This window comes from Novipirellula herctigrandis (assembly GCA_007859835.1).
GTDB classification, from domain to species: domain Bacteria; phylum Planctomycetota; class Planctomycetia; order Pirellulales; family Pirellulaceae; genus Novipirellula_A; species Novipirellula_A herctigrandis.
Genome location: SJPJ01000001.1, coordinates 1,325,747 through 1,341,066, shown reverse-complemented (window position 1 = coordinate 1,341,066; position 15,320 = coordinate 1,325,747). Strand labels below are relative to the sequence as shown.

16 protein-coding genes are annotated in these 15,320 nt (G+C 52.0%); 1 reads left to right on the top strand and 15 read right to left on the bottom strand.

Annotation, left to right across the window (positions count from 1 at the left end; all coding sequences use genetic code 11):
• Positions 1-68: 68 nt before the first annotated feature.
• From CA13_RS04630 to CA13_RS04580, 11 genes are all read right to left on the bottom strand, one after another.
• Entirely contained in the window at positions 69-608 is a 540-nt protein-coding gene (locus tag CA13_RS04630) for a hypothetical protein (protein ID WP_146394811.1), read from the bottom strand.
• A gap of 39 nt (positions 609-647) precedes the next feature.
• Positions 648-998 carry a hypothetical protein gene (locus tag CA13_RS04625; protein WP_146394810.1) on the bottom strand — a complete coding sequence of 117 codons (351 nt, stop codon included), beginning with the start codon at positions 996-998 and terminating at the stop codon, positions 648-650.
• Between the two features lie 633 nt (positions 999-1,631).
• Positions 1,632-2,930, bottom strand: a complete 1,299-nt coding sequence (locus CA13_RS04620) for a sialidase family protein (protein WP_146394809.1) — start codon at positions 2,928-2,930, stop codon at positions 1,632-1,634.
• 146 nt (positions 2,931-3,076) lie between these two features.
• Positions 3,077-3,715 (bottom strand): hypothetical protein, encoded by a 639-nt coding sequence (locus tag CA13_RS04615; protein ID WP_146394808.1) that lies wholly within the window; start codon positions 3,713-3,715, stop codon positions 3,077-3,079.
• Positions 3,716-3,948: 233 nt separating this feature from the next.
• Positions 3,949-4,242 carry an immunity 22 family protein gene (locus CA13_RS04610; RefSeq protein ID WP_146394807.1) on the bottom strand — a complete coding sequence of 98 codons (294 nt, stop codon included), beginning with the start codon at positions 4,240-4,242 and terminating at the stop codon, positions 3,949-3,951.
• A gap of 135 nt (positions 4,243-4,377) precedes the next feature.
• On the bottom strand, positions 4,378-5,058 hold the full coding sequence (locus CA13_RS04605; protein ID WP_146394806.1) for a hypothetical protein: 681 nt from the start codon (positions 5,056-5,058) through the stop codon (positions 4,378-4,380).
• Between the two features lie 142 nt (positions 5,059-5,200).
• Positions 5,201-5,989: an SDR family NAD(P)-dependent oxidoreductase gene (locus CA13_RS04600; RefSeq protein ID WP_146394805.1), complete on the bottom strand. Its 789-nt coding sequence runs from the start codon at positions 5,987-5,989 to the stop codon at positions 5,201-5,203.
• 150 nt (positions 5,990-6,139) lie between these two features.
• Positions 6,140-7,054, bottom strand: coding sequence for an ankyrin repeat domain-containing protein (locus tag CA13_RS04595; protein ID WP_146394804.1), 915 nt, complete (start codon positions 7,052-7,054; stop codon positions 6,140-6,142).
• Positions 7,055-7,240: 186 nt separating this feature from the next.
• Complete coding sequence (locus CA13_RS04590; RefSeq protein WP_146394803.1) at positions 7,241-7,855, bottom strand: hypothetical protein; 615 nt, start codon at positions 7,853-7,855, stop codon at positions 7,241-7,243.
• 92 nt (positions 7,856-7,947) lie between these two features.
• On the bottom strand, positions 7,948-8,697 hold the full coding sequence (locus tag CA13_RS04585; protein ID WP_146394802.1) for a hypothetical protein: 750 nt from the start codon (positions 8,695-8,697) through the stop codon (positions 7,948-7,950).
• Positions 8,698-9,139: 442 nt separating this feature from the next.
• Complete coding sequence (locus CA13_RS04580) at positions 9,140-10,021, bottom strand: YitT family protein (protein ID WP_146394801.1); 882 nt, start codon at positions 10,019-10,021, stop codon at positions 9,140-9,142.
• Positions 10,022-10,574: 553 nt separating this feature from the next.
• Here CA13_RS04580 and CA13_RS04575 point away from each other — a divergent pair.
• Positions 10,575-11,432, top strand: a complete 858-nt coding sequence (locus tag CA13_RS04575) for a transposase (RefSeq protein WP_146394800.1) — start codon at positions 10,575-10,577, stop codon at positions 11,430-11,432.
• Positions 11,433-11,565: 133 nt separating this feature from the next.
• On the opposite strand, the gene CA13_RS04570 is transcribed toward CA13_RS04575, so the two are convergent.
• The 4 genes from CA13_RS04570 to CA13_RS04555 form a co-directional block, all read right to left on the bottom strand.
• Positions 11,566-12,771 carry an endo-1,4-beta-xylanase gene (locus tag CA13_RS04570; protein WP_146394799.1) on the bottom strand — a complete coding sequence of 402 codons (1,206 nt, stop codon included), beginning with the start codon at positions 12,769-12,771 and terminating at the stop codon, positions 11,566-11,568.
• A gap of 555 nt (positions 12,772-13,326) precedes the next feature.
• Positions 13,327-14,073 (bottom strand): platelet-activating factor acetylhydrolase IB subunit, encoded by a 747-nt coding sequence (locus tag CA13_RS04565; RefSeq protein WP_146394798.1) that lies wholly within the window; start codon positions 14,071-14,073, stop codon positions 13,327-13,329.
• Positions 14,074-14,275: 202 nt separating this feature from the next.
• Entirely contained in the window at positions 14,276-14,767 is a 492-nt protein-coding gene (locus CA13_RS04560; protein WP_146394797.1) for a hemerythrin domain-containing protein, read from the bottom strand.
• Positions 14,768-14,856: 89 nt separating this feature from the next.
• The gene (locus CA13_RS04555; protein ID WP_146394796.1) at positions 14,857-15,312 is read right to left on the bottom strand and encodes an Hsp20/alpha crystallin family protein; all 456 of its coding nucleotides are present in this window, start codon (positions 15,310-15,312) and stop codon (positions 14,857-14,859) included.
• Positions 15,313-15,320: the final 8 nt, after the last annotated feature.

The window sequence follows — 15,320 nt, the reverse complement described above, 5'->3', positions numbered from 1 at the left end:
GGGGTCCCGGGCAACCGGGCCCCTATCTCGATCTTGGTTCTGCGTTTGTTTTTGGATTCGGCGATACGCTAGCGGTATCCCTTCGATTCTATGTCCAAACGTGTTGTTGTACAAAAGCCAACCGCCCATTGACGATCTTCTGGCTCGGGATCAGATCGCAAGTAGCAATAGAATGCCCACAGATAACTATCCATAGACGGGTCGGAGTCCCAATCGAACTCTGGGCAAAGATGGACAACAACCACACGTGAAAAACCGAGCTGAGGCCAGCAAAGCAGATCACGGAATCCCTCCCAGTTTCCATGACCGGAGTAATATTTGGCCACCAAATCATTGAAGCAATTTGCAAGCACGTGCTCCATCATCACTATCGATCGCGTTAGATTCTTTGGAACAACAATGACCAGTGTTGAATCCGTTGTTGAGAGTTGCGTCCAGTCGGAATCGGGATCGAAATAGAAGAACGTGTCACTAGCGAAGTCGATATCTGACAGGTCCATAATTTGCGAAATTGGTAGTCTCGAGTCATTCGCAGAACGTCTGCCGTCACCGGGGACGGCGATGTGATTTTCCATCTGTAAACGCGCGACGCCGTCCTCCGTGTGCACGGCATTGTTCTGCTTCGATGTCAAACTGACTGCCAAACATCAAAGGGTAACCCACTCGCAAGTAAAGATGCTATCAACTGCCATTTCTAAGTCTATCAAATCTGGATCGATCAGCGTGTCCCTGAATTCACGTCCATGGTTTATCGAAGCCTCGTAATTCACATAGGCGTGGTGCCCGATCCCGAAAAGTGCGGCGGCAAGTTCGCGATCAATCGTTCTCGAGTCTCCTAACAGATCGAAAAGCCGCTTCAGGTCAAGCTTGAGTTCAGCAAAATACTGTTGGCCAGGATCTTCGGCACTCCGCGCGAGAACCGGCAGCGAATCTCCTCCAGTTAGACCTTGATCGATCAGCTTGGTTCGCAACCGCTCAAATTCAGAATCGGCGGTCATTGAGTGCCATCAACTTTCATAGCAGAACGCTGGCGGTAACCGAGCGGAGAGTTGGTGTGACCGAGCGAAGAGCCTGAAACCGCTTCGTTTCACCGCATTGTTCCGCGTATTTTACAAACGGCGACGGCCCGCTGCTCGTCGCTCTTTCCCCATCGTACCCCAGTCAACCGCCGAAGAGAAATTCGGCCTGGATATTCGGGCGTTGGGTCACATGAGTCAAAAGCGAAACGACCCCCTTCCCCTTTCCCTCGCCCGCCCTCACGATAGTCTTTAATCAACGGTGAAAAATCGCGTTGGCCACTGCAGCCAATAAGCCGATTAGCATAAGGTACGTGAGCCATGCTGGAAGTATTGGCGTTTGTGCCGGGGCTTCCGTTTGACTGCTCGGCTTTGGCGTTAAATCCGTGTCGCAAATTGGGCAGCGTTCCCCTGCGGAAGGCACTACAGGTATCTGGCATTCAGGGCATCGTATGGACATGGTTCTTTGCGGTAGTGGTATCGGGTGTAGAGTCGCGGCCGGCCCTGACTCGACTATTCAAGGCACATAACGCCGCCATTCGCCAAGCTGCGGCGAACGACATTGATTCCAGAGTACGCGGCCTGCGGCTCCGGTGCAACGAATATGGGGAATCGCTATTTTGCTGATTTACTACTTTTTGGATGGCCTTTTTCCCAAAGCCACTTCAGGAGATCATCCGGAATTCGGTGAACGCGCGCCGTCGCCTTCTGGGTTTCAGTAATGTAAAGTCCATCGTCCCATAGAAAGTCGGGATAGCTGATACGGGTTTTGGGATTTCTGTCATATAGGACTGCCAATGGTTCACCCCACTGGATGTGCTTGCCATCGGTGCCGTCAACTTCCACTCCTCCGAGCAGATAGGCGGGGTTGCGACCGTCCCAACCCTTCGTTTTTCTGTTGTGGAACCAATAGATGTACCGCCCTTTGTACGGACCCTCCGTAAGCTTACGTACAAAGTTGGCGGCCCGAGGGTGATTCACTAGCCTGCCGCCCGGGCCGTAGGTCATGAACGCTGATTCGGTCCAGCTCTTGCCATCATCGCGAGAGTACGCATGACAGGGGTGTCCGGCGACAGTCCGGTAGGTACAAAAAAGACTGCCATCTGACAGCCCCGTTAGATTCACTTCCGAAGCAATCGAATGTGCTGGAGATTGGAGACCATGGTCTCCCTTCGGAAGTGTCTCCCAATCGAGTTTGGCCGGATCGCGCTGTGTATCAATGTTGGCACAGCGCAAAAACCACGACTCACTGGCCCCAATGAAGTTCTCGCCGAAACTCTCGACCTTGGTAAATCCCAGATACATCGAGCCTTTGTGACGTATTGGTTTTCCGACACCCCAAAAGAAACGGACATCCCCTTTGTACGGATTTCGTCTGTCAATATTGGTTTCACGAACCGGAATAAACCAGCGTTCGCGCGACCAAGTCTTGCCCCCGTCATCGGAATACTTGAAAGCATATTCTCCGAGCGTATCGACCCGTTTTCGCGCGTAAGGAGTCGAAGCAATCACATCACGCATGTTCTTTGAGTTGTACGTGTAGAAGACGTAAGCCCTTCCATATGCGGTCAAATAGGGCATTGCCCATGAGGCCTCAGGACCGTCGGCTGGTTCGATGTCGACAAGTGGGCTCCATGTTTTTCCTCGGTTGGAACTGCGGCATGAGACAACGTGCTGCCCGGACTGACCCTCATGACCTTTTCCAGTTGTCATCGTGCAGAGCCAAGTACCGTTTGCAAGTCTCAGAACGTACGGCTGGTCGCAATACCCTTCGGACGGTATTGCAAGCCCCGACGCGATGTCGACTGCCGAAGGTGTTTGGTTAATTGCTTCGGTTAGCAGGTCCTGTCCCATCGCATCTGAAACTGGTAACACGACCATCATCACGATCACTGAGAGATAGAGTCGATTCATCGTATTTCTTCTGTATTGCACGATAGGGATAATGGCAACCGATTGGCGCCATTTAGTAAGCGAGATAACGATTGTAATAGCAGGGTAGCTGCGTTTGATCTTCGATTTGTAAACTCGCTGCCGGCCGCGCCGCGTGGATCGCCTGGTTATCCCTTCTTCTGGACGATCCAGTTGTCGCGATCGTAGTATTTTGGCTTACGCAATCCATAGTAGTACTCGGCCATTTCAAGATGGTTGTTGTTGCCGCAGATTGCGAGTGGACCACGAGGTCGTTTCTTGTCCGCGGGTTTGAGTTTGGCTTTGCCGATCACAAGCCATTCGCGATGTTCAATTGTCTCGCGATGAATTGGACAGATCTTCACAATCAATGGTTGGGTAACGATCTCGGCGATATTGATAGGCGACATGCCGCGCGAGTCATAAACGCCAACCATCGGTCCGAGGTCACCAACCTCGAAAATCCGAGCAAAAACAAGGTCGCCGCCCTTCATCGTGGCTTGCAGGACATCGCCGGCAGCGAATGCTTGCCGCTTCGGAATTTTGCGAGTCTTGAACGAGAGTTCGGTTAGCTCGGCAGTGGCGCCGTCACTAGTGTGGTCTTGCAGTTGTGCGTCCAAGACAGCTTCTACCGTACCGATCAGTTCGTCCAGAGTAGGCTTGCGTTTCCAATCACGTTGGTACAACCGACAGACCTCCGAGAAACAGTCCGCGATAGCGTCAAACGGTTCGTCTCCGATGTACGACTTAGACTTCGGCTTGTCGGAATCGAGTAGTGACCAGCCCATTAGATGTCCATTAAGTGTGCTTCAGTGGGATAACGGTAGCCGTCACAGGGGACGGCGAGATGATTTTTCAATCGTATAAACGCGATGCCGTCCGCCGTGTTTCTAGTTTAGGTTGAAGACGATGGATCGAACAACAATGTCCTGAGAAACAGCAACTCCAACGTTTCAGCCACCCCGCTTCGCTCTGGTTCGTAGCGATAGTTGAACATCATCCAGATTAAGCATGTCCTTGATTAGCCAGCATCAATTGCGGCTTCAGCGACAGCATTGCGGTAGGACGATGCCCACGATCCACGGAGCAGCTCCGCAACGAGTTTTGTCGAGCCGTCTGGGGTAGATGCAGTTTCTTGGATGTCATGATCGTAATAGCCTAGCCGAAAGTCAGCAGAGAACGGGTGGAATTCCGCGTCATCATCGTCGTAGTTTTCGGTGAAGTAGTCGACGGGGAAATCCGTCCAAGAGTATTTCGCAAGCCAGAAGTAACCGAGGTTGGAGTTGGGAGCTTCGTAGTGAGGGTAATCATCCATTCCCGTCAGATAACCTCCGGAATTTCTCGGCAACGACTTCAGTCGGGTGACGCCCAAGAGCACGCGGTCGTCACCGTGTGATCATTCACTTAATTCCCTCGCGATTGGCGACTCGCGCGGATCGGTACGTTCGTCTCATTTGCGAGTGACGCGGAAATTGTCGAACCGCACCCAGTGATCCCGATCTGAAGGGCCACCTGATGCAGAAAGGCTGAAACCACGTCTGGGCTCATCCTTGCGGAGCGCTGAATGGAAGAAGTTCAAGTATTTCCCTTTCCGTGAGGGGCCAACCTGGAAGTGTCCATAGTTCCCCCGAACGATGATTCGTAGCGAACCATAAACTTCATTCGCAGGCCAAAACTTCATCGCATATTGCTGAGGGTCGCCTTCCTCTCCCTCTTCACCAATGAATTCGACGTCTCCTGGTAAAAACACAAGATGACCGTTCCGATTTTTCTTCTCACCCCCGAATTCGCGGCTGTCAGCATCCGTAAGGAAGAGCCCGGCAGACTCGGCCGGCTCGGTGAATCGATCCAGAAGTGTCAGCTCGACCGAAGCCGTTACAAACTCCGATGTTTTGAAAGGCAGTAGAACCATGAGCATCGGCGTGTCACGGGCACGTCGCCCCGGTTGGACGCGCATCTCCAGTCCGCCGTCTCGGATTCGGTAGTCGTCCTTCGTTAACCCGACGGCCCGCCACTCGGACGACAGCGTGCCATCAAAGTCATCTTCAAAGAGCACTTCTTCCCCCACCGAAAAAGGGACTGTTCCGAACCACGCAAAGGCGATGGTTGCGAGCAAAGTGCATCGAACCATGGTACTCAAATCCTTCTGTGCATTCTGAGACAAACGGTAAATTTGACCGCGTCGGGACGATCAAGCGTTGAGATTGGCAGCGACCGCAGACCCGACCGCGGTCCAATATTTTGTTCTCGGCCAGTCGGGGAAGTGTGTCCGCCTACAGCTTATCATAGGGGGCCGGCTGAGTTCCGTCAGTGTCTGTGAATCCATATTCTCTTGCAAGTTCAGCGGCGACAAGAATTTGCCCCGTCTTCTTCATAAGGCCTCGATCAGTAGCCAAAGCAGCGATGGCCCTCCCCACAAACTGAGCTGATTCCCTCTTTGGTTTGCGTGTTTTTTTCACATCTATCACATGGCCCGGATACAGCGAAACGGACGCAACGTTGTGTGGCGCCAGTTCCACCGCCATATCCTGAGCCAAACGATCTACTGCTGCCTTGGAGACGCCGTAGGGCACGTTGTCGCGATACCTCCGTCCGGCATAGAACGAGATGCTGACGATTAGACCGTGGCCTTGTTCCTGCATTGCCTGCGCAGCAAAGACGCTGGCGATATAGTTCGAGCGAACCCCCACCGTGTGCATCTCGTCCCAGAGCGTCAAGGGTTGTTGCCAAAAAGGATCTTTCCACTGAAAGCCTGGATTGGCCTTTCGGTTTCGAAGGCGTTGGTATCCGCCCCATGCATTGTTCACCAAGACATCAAGGCGGCCCTCGCATTTTGCAATGTGTTCAAAGACCGACTTCACCCGGTCATCATCCTGGTGATCGCAGGGAACAGCGACCGCCCGTCCCCCCAACGCACTGACACGCGCGGCAACTCGATCCGAAACCGACCGGCCTGTGATGTAGACGGTTGCGCCCGCCTCGCAAAGCCCGAGCGCGATCCCCTTGCCGACGCTACGGCTACCGCCCGTGACCAGCGCAACTCGTCCTTCAAGTGAATGCATGGTTCTATCCTGGGTTTGTTCGTTCAAGGTGGATATCGCTACGCATTATCGGGACGCGCGAGAGACTTGCAAGTTTTCCGAAACGCGTGCCACCCGCCCATCATTGCACGCGATGGTTCTTCGGACATTTGGCAAGACGCAGGTCGTGAGTCATGCGTGTGCCAGTATATCAATGATGGTTTCGTAAGGCTGGCCATCCCAGAAGCGTTTGTGGGCAAAGTCCATTGCCGTATGACCTAGGTCATTGACGGCATTTGGGTCAGCACCCAATTCAAGGAGGCAAGTCGTTGCTTCAGGAAATCCCTCGGCTGCGGCAACCATTAGTGCCGTGCATTCATAACCGACGAGCGGACCATCTTCATTAGGTAAATCGATTGCCGCACACTTTTCTGTGCGACTGTCAACATCGACACCTTCGGACACAAGGAACCTTATCATTTCCACGCGGTTGGGCATTGAAACTAAATGAATCGGGCGAAATCCGTCCAGCGGTGAAAGCACATCTAGATCGGCTCCCGCCGAAGCCAGAGCTTGTGCGACCGGTACCCGTGTAGAGTCGAATCCCCAAAGCGATGCCATATGGATTGGTTTCCATGGAATGTAGTTTTGGCCGCGAGCGTCATCCTCCCATCCAAAGTATGCAACTTTACGCAGGTCGCGGTTTGCATCATCGCCGTGCTCTGCCAAACAGTGAATCACTTCTGAATGTCCTGCGGTAATCGCGAATTGCACAGGGAAATACGTATCGACTTGTTTGTTCAATTCTTGGGGGCGATCGGCCAAGAGGCTCTCGATTCGACTGATCGATCCGAGTCCGCAAGCGGAATGCAAATCGACCTCGGCACCGTGATCGATTAGCACCTTTGAGGGATTGCCACCTTTCCGTTCTCTAATCGACGCAAGCTGCAGCAGTGTCATTCCAAAGCCAATGGAGTGGTTGGTTGGCTGAGGGTCGGAGATCGTTGCTACGAGTGGGTCGCCGCCAACGTGCGACTGTAGCAGTGCCGCCAACTGACTGTCAGTACCATTCGTGATCGCGTCGATGAAGTTGCGTTCTCTGTACATCGAGTGAGTTGCCAATGAATGCCGTTTCTGTCCGCTAACGTTAAAAATCACCGGGCATGGAGTGAAGGCTCGCCACTTGCGCAAACTCGGACTTCATAGTCGGCACGGTTCAGCGGGCGGCGAACGACTCACCACTTCAAAAATGTCTACTCACGGCCTCCGGTGCAACCGAGGGTTCGTCGTCATTCAAACGGATCTCCGCCAAAAAGGATCGTCGTATGCTGCCGAAACGCCGCCGAAAGGATCATTCCCGGTAACGTTAGGTTGGGAATCCACCCCACCAAGCAGGTCATCCAAAATCGATTGCGAAACTTCGTACGCCGTAGTGTTCGAGCCATCGTATCGAACGTCAACGTCAGGATGAGTCGACCGGAAAAGGTACAAGACGCCCGCGAGTTCGGCGGCAGATTGAGATCGATCCGACAATCGCGTTGTCCAGTTGGAACATGAAACAGATTCCAGTTCTTCAAATGCGTCAAGTTCTACAACGAGATCGGGGTTCTCCTCATGTTGGAATTCAATGTGGGTGACGCGTCGAAACGCATCCAAGTCGAGGCATCGAATGAAAGCAGGACCGCGTAGTTCCGTGTACACCACGCCACCAGACCACGTTCCGCACCAGTGATTAACAGCATCGCTGATGTCGAATATCGACGTACGATTTTCGGTTAGTTCTTCGATTCGTGCGAGAGATCGAGGTTCCTGGGTACGCGTGGCGGAATTTCTCGCGTACCAGGCAAATCCAATCGCAATCGTCGTTACCACGCTCAACGCGGTCCGAATTGAAAGTTTTATTCTCATCTTCTATCGACGAACGACCCGCATCACGGAGTCGGGAAAAGTGACTGCCCATTCGTAAAACCACGCAACCCCGACTTCTGTGGATGCGATGATTATGCCAGTAATTTGAGGGAAATAGCGACGAACCAAACCGATATAACCGGGACTGCGGTCATTATCGTCCACCAATCCATTGCGTCTCGCCGTGTGACCGAACGGGCAATGGCTGCGATCAGTAAGCATATCGGAATTCCAATTGCGGCCTCGAAGTACCAGAAGTTCAATGCAGAGCCTACGTAGGTGCGAAATCCCAGATGGACCTGTCCAATAATCAAGAGTGCAAAGAACAGAAATCCCACCCACGTCAAACGAAAACAGAACGGTTGATTCTTCGTTTTGCAGATTACCCATAGGAGAACAGGTAAGCAGGCGACGTACCCGACATCAACAGCGAAGTTGCCGTACCAGATGCCAAGAATATAGCCCCGACGATCAACAACCCCCGGTGCGAGATCGGTTTGCATACGAACATACGTCACGGCGGAAGCGATGAATTCTAGGCTCCAGTTCAGGACGCACATTGTTGTGAAAAGCAATGCGAGCGTTTTACCTGGGCTCAACCAAAAGTCTCTGGCGCGAATTGCGAGAACAACCATCGTGACACAAAGTCCGTAGATCGCCGCGATGAGCATCCCAAAGGCGTGAACGCCTGAAGGACATTCAAGTTTGTAGTAGTGAGCGTCAGCCGGAAATCGCAAATGCTCGATACCCCGTGCAACAAAAAACGCAATGCTAATGCCTGCGGTCAACAGCATGAGATGAGATATTCCCAGACGTTCTTGCGTTGCAGGCAGTGCGGTCATTCGATTGGCATAACGTCACGAATCATCCGGTCGCGGCGGATGATTAACAACTTCAAAAAACGCAACCACCGCGACGCGGTTGCATTCGATGGTTATCACACGGATTTGGGTTTAACGCCGATCGAGTCACCATGATGAATCAATCGACCGAGCACCGTCCGTCCGGCCTTCGGCCCCGTCAGTGACGCGTGACACATCCATAAGAGTATCAGTTTAGCGACGGTTCAATTTGAAAGCAACAAACGACGTTGTGGACCAAGCGGTTGCCAGTGGATCATCGACAGTGCACCGATAGCAGGGCACAAATCGCGCGGACTTCATCGTCGTCACCGTTCACCGGGGTCGCGTGTACGATGTGGATTTCAGGATCGACGCGGCCCGCGACTCCGCTAGCAACCAAGGGCCTTCTAGATTTTATACGGCGTTTTCCAGTGGCAATCGGTTAGCCAATCGGCGCGATATGGTAACGACTAGAAATTCCCTCGATGTCGTGGTAGTAGTAAAAACTATCTGGATCGGCGTTTTTTATAGCGGCAATTATTTGTGGCAGTTCTTCGTGGGTAATAATGGTTCTGACAATATCGAAGGACTCGCCGCTTCGCCCACCGGTTCCTTGATGTATCGTGTAGGTCCGATGTGGAGAGGTCGTATTGATTGTGGTACCGATGGCTTCCGGTTGCCGCGTGATGATCGCGAGCATGGTTATTTTGAATTTGCGGTAGAGATTGTTTAGCGTTTCAGTGGACGCAAAGATGTAAATGCAGGTGTACATCAATGTGTTCACGACGGACTCGAATTCTCCGTTCTTAACAAGGTCCATTAACAGTCCAAAGGCGGTTGAGCCCACGGCGGCAATAATGGCAATTGATCCAACCGGTTTCAGGTACTTGGCTGCGAAATAGGCACCAAGAATATCTTCGTCGCCGGTTGAGCCACGATGTTTAAACGCCAATGCTTTGGCGACCCCGGCAAGGAGTCCGCCAAAAAGGACTAGGATGATTCGCTCGTTCTGCGGTTCCGGTTGAGCGAATCGCAATTCTGGCAAAACCAAGAGTGACACCACAACGGTAATCACGACGACGAGCGATCGGCGGGCGAATACCCGGCTTACATGTGCAAACGCAAAGGTCAGTAATCCTATTTGAAAAACCACGTAGAGAGCGATAAACACCCAGTAGCTCTCGAAGTAGTAAGACAGAGAAGTGGCAATGCCTTCGGTCCCGGTCAGAATCACCTTTGATGGTAGGACGAAATACTTCAGAGCAATGGCGTACAGTACTCCGGCGAGGCAAATTATGCCGTAGTCAGTTAACAATCGGCGCACTTTTGCGTCATCCTTGAAAGTGGAAATTTTGCCGTATAACGTTAAAAATCAATGGGGCGCGGAGAGGTTAAGTGACCATTCTAAAAAAACGCCGCAACCGTTCTCCGGTGCATTTCATGGTGTGTCACACGGATGTGCGTGAAACGCCAACCGCGTCACCATGATGAATCAATCGACCGAGCAGCGTCCGTCCGGCCTTCGGCCTGTTGGGTGACCGGTGTCCGTTCCCTAGCAGTATCTTAGCGAAGGCTTCGCTTACGATCAACAAACGACGTTGTGGACCAAGCGGTTGCCAGCGGATCATCGACAGCGCACCGATAGCAGAGCACAAATCGCGCGGCGTGAAGTAGTGAAATAACGTCTGTCATCACTAGCTGGACAGCGCCACTTTGATCGCGGGTTGGGCCTTTAAGACTCGGCGTAATATCGGTTTATCGCCGTTGACTTGAATGCGAAAAAATGAGACGACCTTCCATGTGCTTATGTTTCACAACGAAACCACGAAAGGCCGCCCCCATGTCTGACAAAGATATCGCATCGCTCGGAAAGAGGCTTGCCCAAAAACTTTGCCTTGTTTGCTGATTTTTTCTGCGGCATTCGTGGCCAAAGCCTGCTAGCGGTTTACGTCCGTGGACTCCTCTCGGATATCGGTCGCAAGAACGTCGAAACGATGGCTCGAAAACAAGACGTTGCTCCGCCAACATTGCAGCGTCTTCTCGAAACGATCAAGTGGGATCACCAGGAAGTTCTTCGCCGATGCCGGCGAATCATCGCCGCAGAACACTCATGGAATCGCCAACACGGTGGCCGAGGGAATCATCGGCAAGATACAGTCCGTCAAGCGACACGTCGGTGGCTACCGCAACAAAGATTACTACAAAACAGCAATTTTTTTTTACTGCGGTGGACTGGATTTACACCCACACTAAACCGTGACGGACCTTCGTCACGTGTCATCGGATTGAGTAGCGTCGAAACGGCGATCGCTCGACGTATGAAGGCGACCAAATCCAAGACCAGCGATGCCAAGTCGCTCCGCAAGCGGATCGCGGCACTGGAAAAGAACATTGCGAAGGGAGTTGAGCGTCCCTTGCTGCTCGACGACGACCACCTCGATGACGCATCCCGTCTGCTGGCCGATTGGCGCGGCGAGCGACGGAGGCTCAACGAACAATTGCAGGCGACTGGGCGCGGACGGCAATCAAACCCAAAACGCGAGGCCGCCCGTGTCACGGCCGAATTAGGTCGCTCGCGAGAGAACTTTCACCCTGTCCGACCCCGCGACGCTACGGGCCGCGCTGGCGACCGTGATCGAAGATGTCACGCTCTGCGGGACCGACGGTGGACCACGCAAATGGAAGTTCCAACGCGGCGTAAGCCGCCTCGGTGGGCACGTGCGCTTACTGGCTAGTGCTACGAACTGAAATTGTCATGTGTCGACTACCTAGACATTGTCGCAAAAATGTCGACTATTTCCTTTCCACAATCGCACACAGGAACGAATGCTCCGTCCAAATTTGATTTACCGGTAGTGGAACCGAACGTTAATTCTGGATCATGCACTCGTCTTTGATAATTCGCTCGATCAGCAATTCTTTCATGGCTCGATACGATGGCTTTGGATGGTAGTCGCGATCGAAGACAAGTGGGCAGGGTTCGTAATCGTGCCCATGGTTTCCTTTTTTCATCGGCTTCCAGCAACTTGCGTCCGTGAACCCCCATGTTTTAAACGCCTTGCACGCTGGCTCCGAAATGCATGCGGAAAGAATTGAGCGATAGGCACTCGCTTGCTTCGCGAGTTTCTCGTCATCGATTGTTCCATAGAGATGCACATCACATTCAGTGACAACCACGTCAATCCCCGCTTCCCCCATCGTTCGAATATTCGCTGCGAACGACTCAGCATCAAACTTCGGACCATGAGCTTGCGAACTCGCGCTCAACCGATGTTCTCCGTGCTGGGTGATCTTTGTATGACATTGAATTCCAATACCATCGATCGGAATCCCTTGTTTCTTCAACGCTTTAAACAAAGCAATGCAGTCCAGAGATTGCGGCATGCCCAAATGAGTATTGTTATTGTCGTTATAGATTAACTTAAGTTCATCGCCTCCATACTGGCGGCACCACAACAGCATTTTTTCCAAAGCGATTGGCCATCGACCAAACTCGTTCTGATGCCAACCAAGTTGAAGAAACCGATTTTCATTCTCTCGCCATCCTCGGGCTGCTCTGCCGAAGCCTTCGTTGTAAACATCAAGGATGTGGATTCTTCCTTTGTATCTAGTAAGCACCGTCTTAATTCGGTCCTCAATCATTTCCAGCATCTTATCATTGGTCAAATCATCCTTAAGTAACCAATCGGCAAGGTAACCATCGGAACCAAACATCGGATGAGCGTAAACCTTCAGCCCGTTTTGCTCCGCAAAGTGCACCACCGGATCAATGGAACGGAAATTCCAATCGTCCTGGGACTTTCGCTGTGTGCTTTTTTGATAAATCCCAACGGAGATCAGATTGTATTCTCGCGCGATGATCTGGCGAGGTTTTTCATTTTCCACCGTGTCAGGCATATGCGCGGCTGAAAGATGCGTGCCGAGCAGAAAACCGGGCCTAATTTCCTTCGTCAGCTCGCAAAGGCTCTTGTTCTGCAGCGCCAATGCGTGCGGCGATTCCTGGGCGTCCACATCATGAAAACTTAGCAACAGCGCTGCTGCCATAATCGAGTATTGCAATCGGACGAGTGTCATCGAATCTGCCTTCGTTCCATTTCTCGCTGCTTAGCGGCGCTGTTTCAAAACCATCTCAATTGTGAGGAAGAACGTCCTGCACGCTCGGCTGCATGCCGGGCACATACTTTTCCAAGTCGATCGAATTAGCTCTGCCACGCACAACGAGAGTTCACTATCGAATCCGCCGAGGGACAATTCCATGTCCAATTCTCTATGTCGAATTCATTTAAAAATCGAATTTCCTCAGTCCTTTCATCTCTCGCAAGATTGAAAGAGTCGACATTATAAACGGGGTCATGATGGGATGGAAACATGCTTGTTCAGAATGATCGTTTAGGTGGACGATTCGAGCAAGAACATCTGCTCAAAAGAAGAAAAATCTGTGATGCCCTCTCGCTTGATGCGAACTGCTTAACGAGCTCCTAAACTGGTCGCGTTGAGATTATTTCCTAATGCTAATCCGGGGGGCTCAAGAGCCGTACGTTCCTGACTCCGAAGCGGTGCGGATTTCTGCAACGCGTTTGGATTAGAGTTGCCCAGTCCATCCTCAACTTTGACGATTCAAGGAACGCGTTACGGTTCCCCCATCAGCTTTACAATGGTTGGCTCCATCGCTTCCGCCCAGATTCCATAGCCCTTCTCGCGCGGGTGCAGCAGATCGGGCATCACTTCACGTGTGAGAATACGATCCTCCGTTAAAAACGCAGAGTTAATGTTAAGGAAGTGAACCATCTCACCGTCCGCTTGCTTTTCGATCAACTCATTCGCTTTCATATTCACTTGCCGACCGGGATGCGTGTCGTCCTCGCCACGAGGAAAGATTGCCAACACCAGTACCTTCATCTGTGGTAGCTCTGTTCGCAACTTGGTCACGATCACATCGACCCCCTCGGCAATCTCCTCCGGCGTATTGCTGCGACAGTTGTTCGTGCCGATCATCAGTACCGCCAATTTCGGGGAAATGTTATCGATATTCCCATTTTCCAACCGCCAGAGCACGTGTTGCGTTCGATCACCGCCGATGCCAAGGTTGACGGCATTGCGGTGACCGTAGTACTTAAGCCAAACCTCACTGCCAGCACGTTCCCAGCCGTGCGTGATCGAGTCGCCGATCATCAGAAGATCAACATTTCCCTCTTTGATTCTCTTGTTAAAACTCTCGTGACGCTGCATCTGTTTTGCACCACGAGGAATTGGAACAATCGCCGAATTCGGCTTCGTCCGAGGTGGAGTATCCAAGACCGCCTCTTGGGCAATCGAAACGGTCGCAAGAAGTAGCGAGACAAAGAGGGCTAACGGACAAAAGTGTTTTTGAAGCATTGCGATTTTTTTTAGGCAGGAACAAATGGAAAGGTACCGGCGAACGAATGGGCCCCAACATTTTACTTTGATGCAACGCGGAACACAACAAACAGCCCTGCCAAGCACGGCAACCTAGCATCCTGGTCCCATACCGCGACTCACAATTGGAGACGAAAAGGCTACAATCCGTTCGCGGTTTAGGACCACCGTGCTAAATTTGCTAGTGCGCAACCTTCAACGAAGCTAGCTCGCTCCATCGATGGCCTTGCTCCTTCAATTTGCGCAGCACGTCGAGTTGCTCTTGCTGTTGCTCCATCGAATGCACTTGCAAGTGGACTAATAGCGATCCGCTGCTTCGGGCTCGTTCCAAACCTCGCTCAAGCAGCAATGTCCATTCTTCGAGCTGGTCTTGCGTTGGATTGGATTGGGGCGTTAGCGTTTTGAGTTCATCGATCACTTCGATGAGTCTGCGGCGTTCGTCGAAGATTTCCTCAACGTAGGCTGAGCCGTGCGCTTCATGAACTTCGGGGAAAACATACATTTCCTCGAACTCGATATGGGGACCGGCTCGCTTGTCGAGACGATTAGCGACCACCGCAGCCGAGACAAAATCTCGTTTTTCAATCAATGAGAGAAGCTCGCGATAGCCGCGTTTGATTTCTCGATGATCCTCGATACAAGTGCGTTCGAGTTGTTCCCATGAAGATGACATGACAATTTTACTCCAATTGCAAATAGTAGCGCGGCAGTCTCTGCCGCATTCAAAAAAAAGCACGGTGGATTTCCACCGCGCCACGTTAGCTAGTGAACAGCAATTCGTTTTGCCTTTGCTTGCTCGCCTTTGGGCAGATGCACTTCAAGGACTCCGTTCTTGTAAGTTGCATCGATTTTATCCGCTTCGATACCCTTCGGGACGGTCATGCTGCGATAGACCTTTCCATAGGAGGTCGTACTACCAGAATCCGTCTTGCTTTCCGACTTGTGCTCTGCCTTGACGACCAAACGATTGCCAGACAATTGCACATCAATTTCATCAGGTTCAAAACCTGGTGCTTCGGCGCGTACGACAAGTTCATTCTCGCTGTCCTGTATGTCGTATCCCCAGCGACTGTCCCACAAGTCTTCGATATCGCTTTTCCAGAAGTCGCTAAGCATCTTGTCGAAATTCGCACGGAACTGTGCGAGTTCGCTCATAGGCTGAGACTTGGCCAATTCCGTCTCTTCCGCCTTTCGCCGTGGAATTAGGCTTTTGAACATGGTTAGTC

Bases quoted from the DNA above. Each gene is read 5' to 3' on its own strand.
- CA13_RS04610 (WP_146394807.1), bottom strand. From the start codon at position 4,242: ATGGATGATTACCCTCACTACGAAGCTCCCAACTCCAACCTCGGTTAC.
- CA13_RS04625 (WP_146394810.1), bottom strand. From the start codon at position 998: ATGACCGCCGATTCTGAATTTGAGCGGTTGCGAACCAAGCTGATCGAT.
- CA13_RS04605 (WP_146394806.1), bottom strand. From the start codon at position 5,058: ATGGTTCGATGCACTTTGCTCGCAACCATCGCCTTTGCGTGGTTCGGA.
- CA13_RS04570 (WP_146394799.1), bottom strand. From the start codon at position 12,771: ATGACACTCGTCCGATTGCAATACTCGATTATGGCAGCAGCGCTGTTG.
- CA13_RS04595 (WP_146394804.1), bottom strand. From the start codon at position 7,054: ATGTACAGAGAACGCAACTTCATCGACGCGATCACGAATGGTACTGAC.
- CA13_RS04600 (WP_146394805.1), bottom strand. From the start codon at position 5,989: ATGCATTCACTTGAAGGACGAGTTGCGCTGGTCACGGGCGGTAGCCGT.
- CA13_RS04555 (WP_146394796.1), bottom strand. From the start codon at position 15,312: ATGTTCAAAAGCCTAATTCCACGGCGAAAGGCGGAAGAGACGGAATTG.
- CA13_RS04615 (WP_146394808.1), bottom strand. From the start codon at position 3,715: ATGGGCTGGTCACTACTCGATTCCGACAAGCCGAAGTCTAAGTCGTAC.
- CA13_RS04620 (WP_146394809.1), bottom strand. From the start codon at position 2,930: ATGAATCGACTCTATCTCTCAGTGATCGTGATGATGGTCGTGTTACCA.
- CA13_RS04565 (WP_146394798.1), bottom strand. From the start codon at position 14,073: ATGCTTCAAAAACACTTTTGTCCGTTAGCCCTCTTTGTCTCGCTACTT.
- CA13_RS04560 (WP_146394797.1), bottom strand. From the start codon at position 14,767: ATGTCATCTTCATGGGAACAACTCGAACGCACTTGTATCGAGGATCAT.
- CA13_RS04590 (WP_146394803.1), bottom strand. From the start codon at position 7,855: ATGAGAATAAAACTTTCAATTCGGACCGCGTTGAGCGTGGTAACGACG.
- CA13_RS04585 (WP_146394802.1), bottom strand. From the start codon at position 8,697: ATGACCGCACTGCCTGCAACGCAAGAACGTCTGGGAATATCTCATCTC.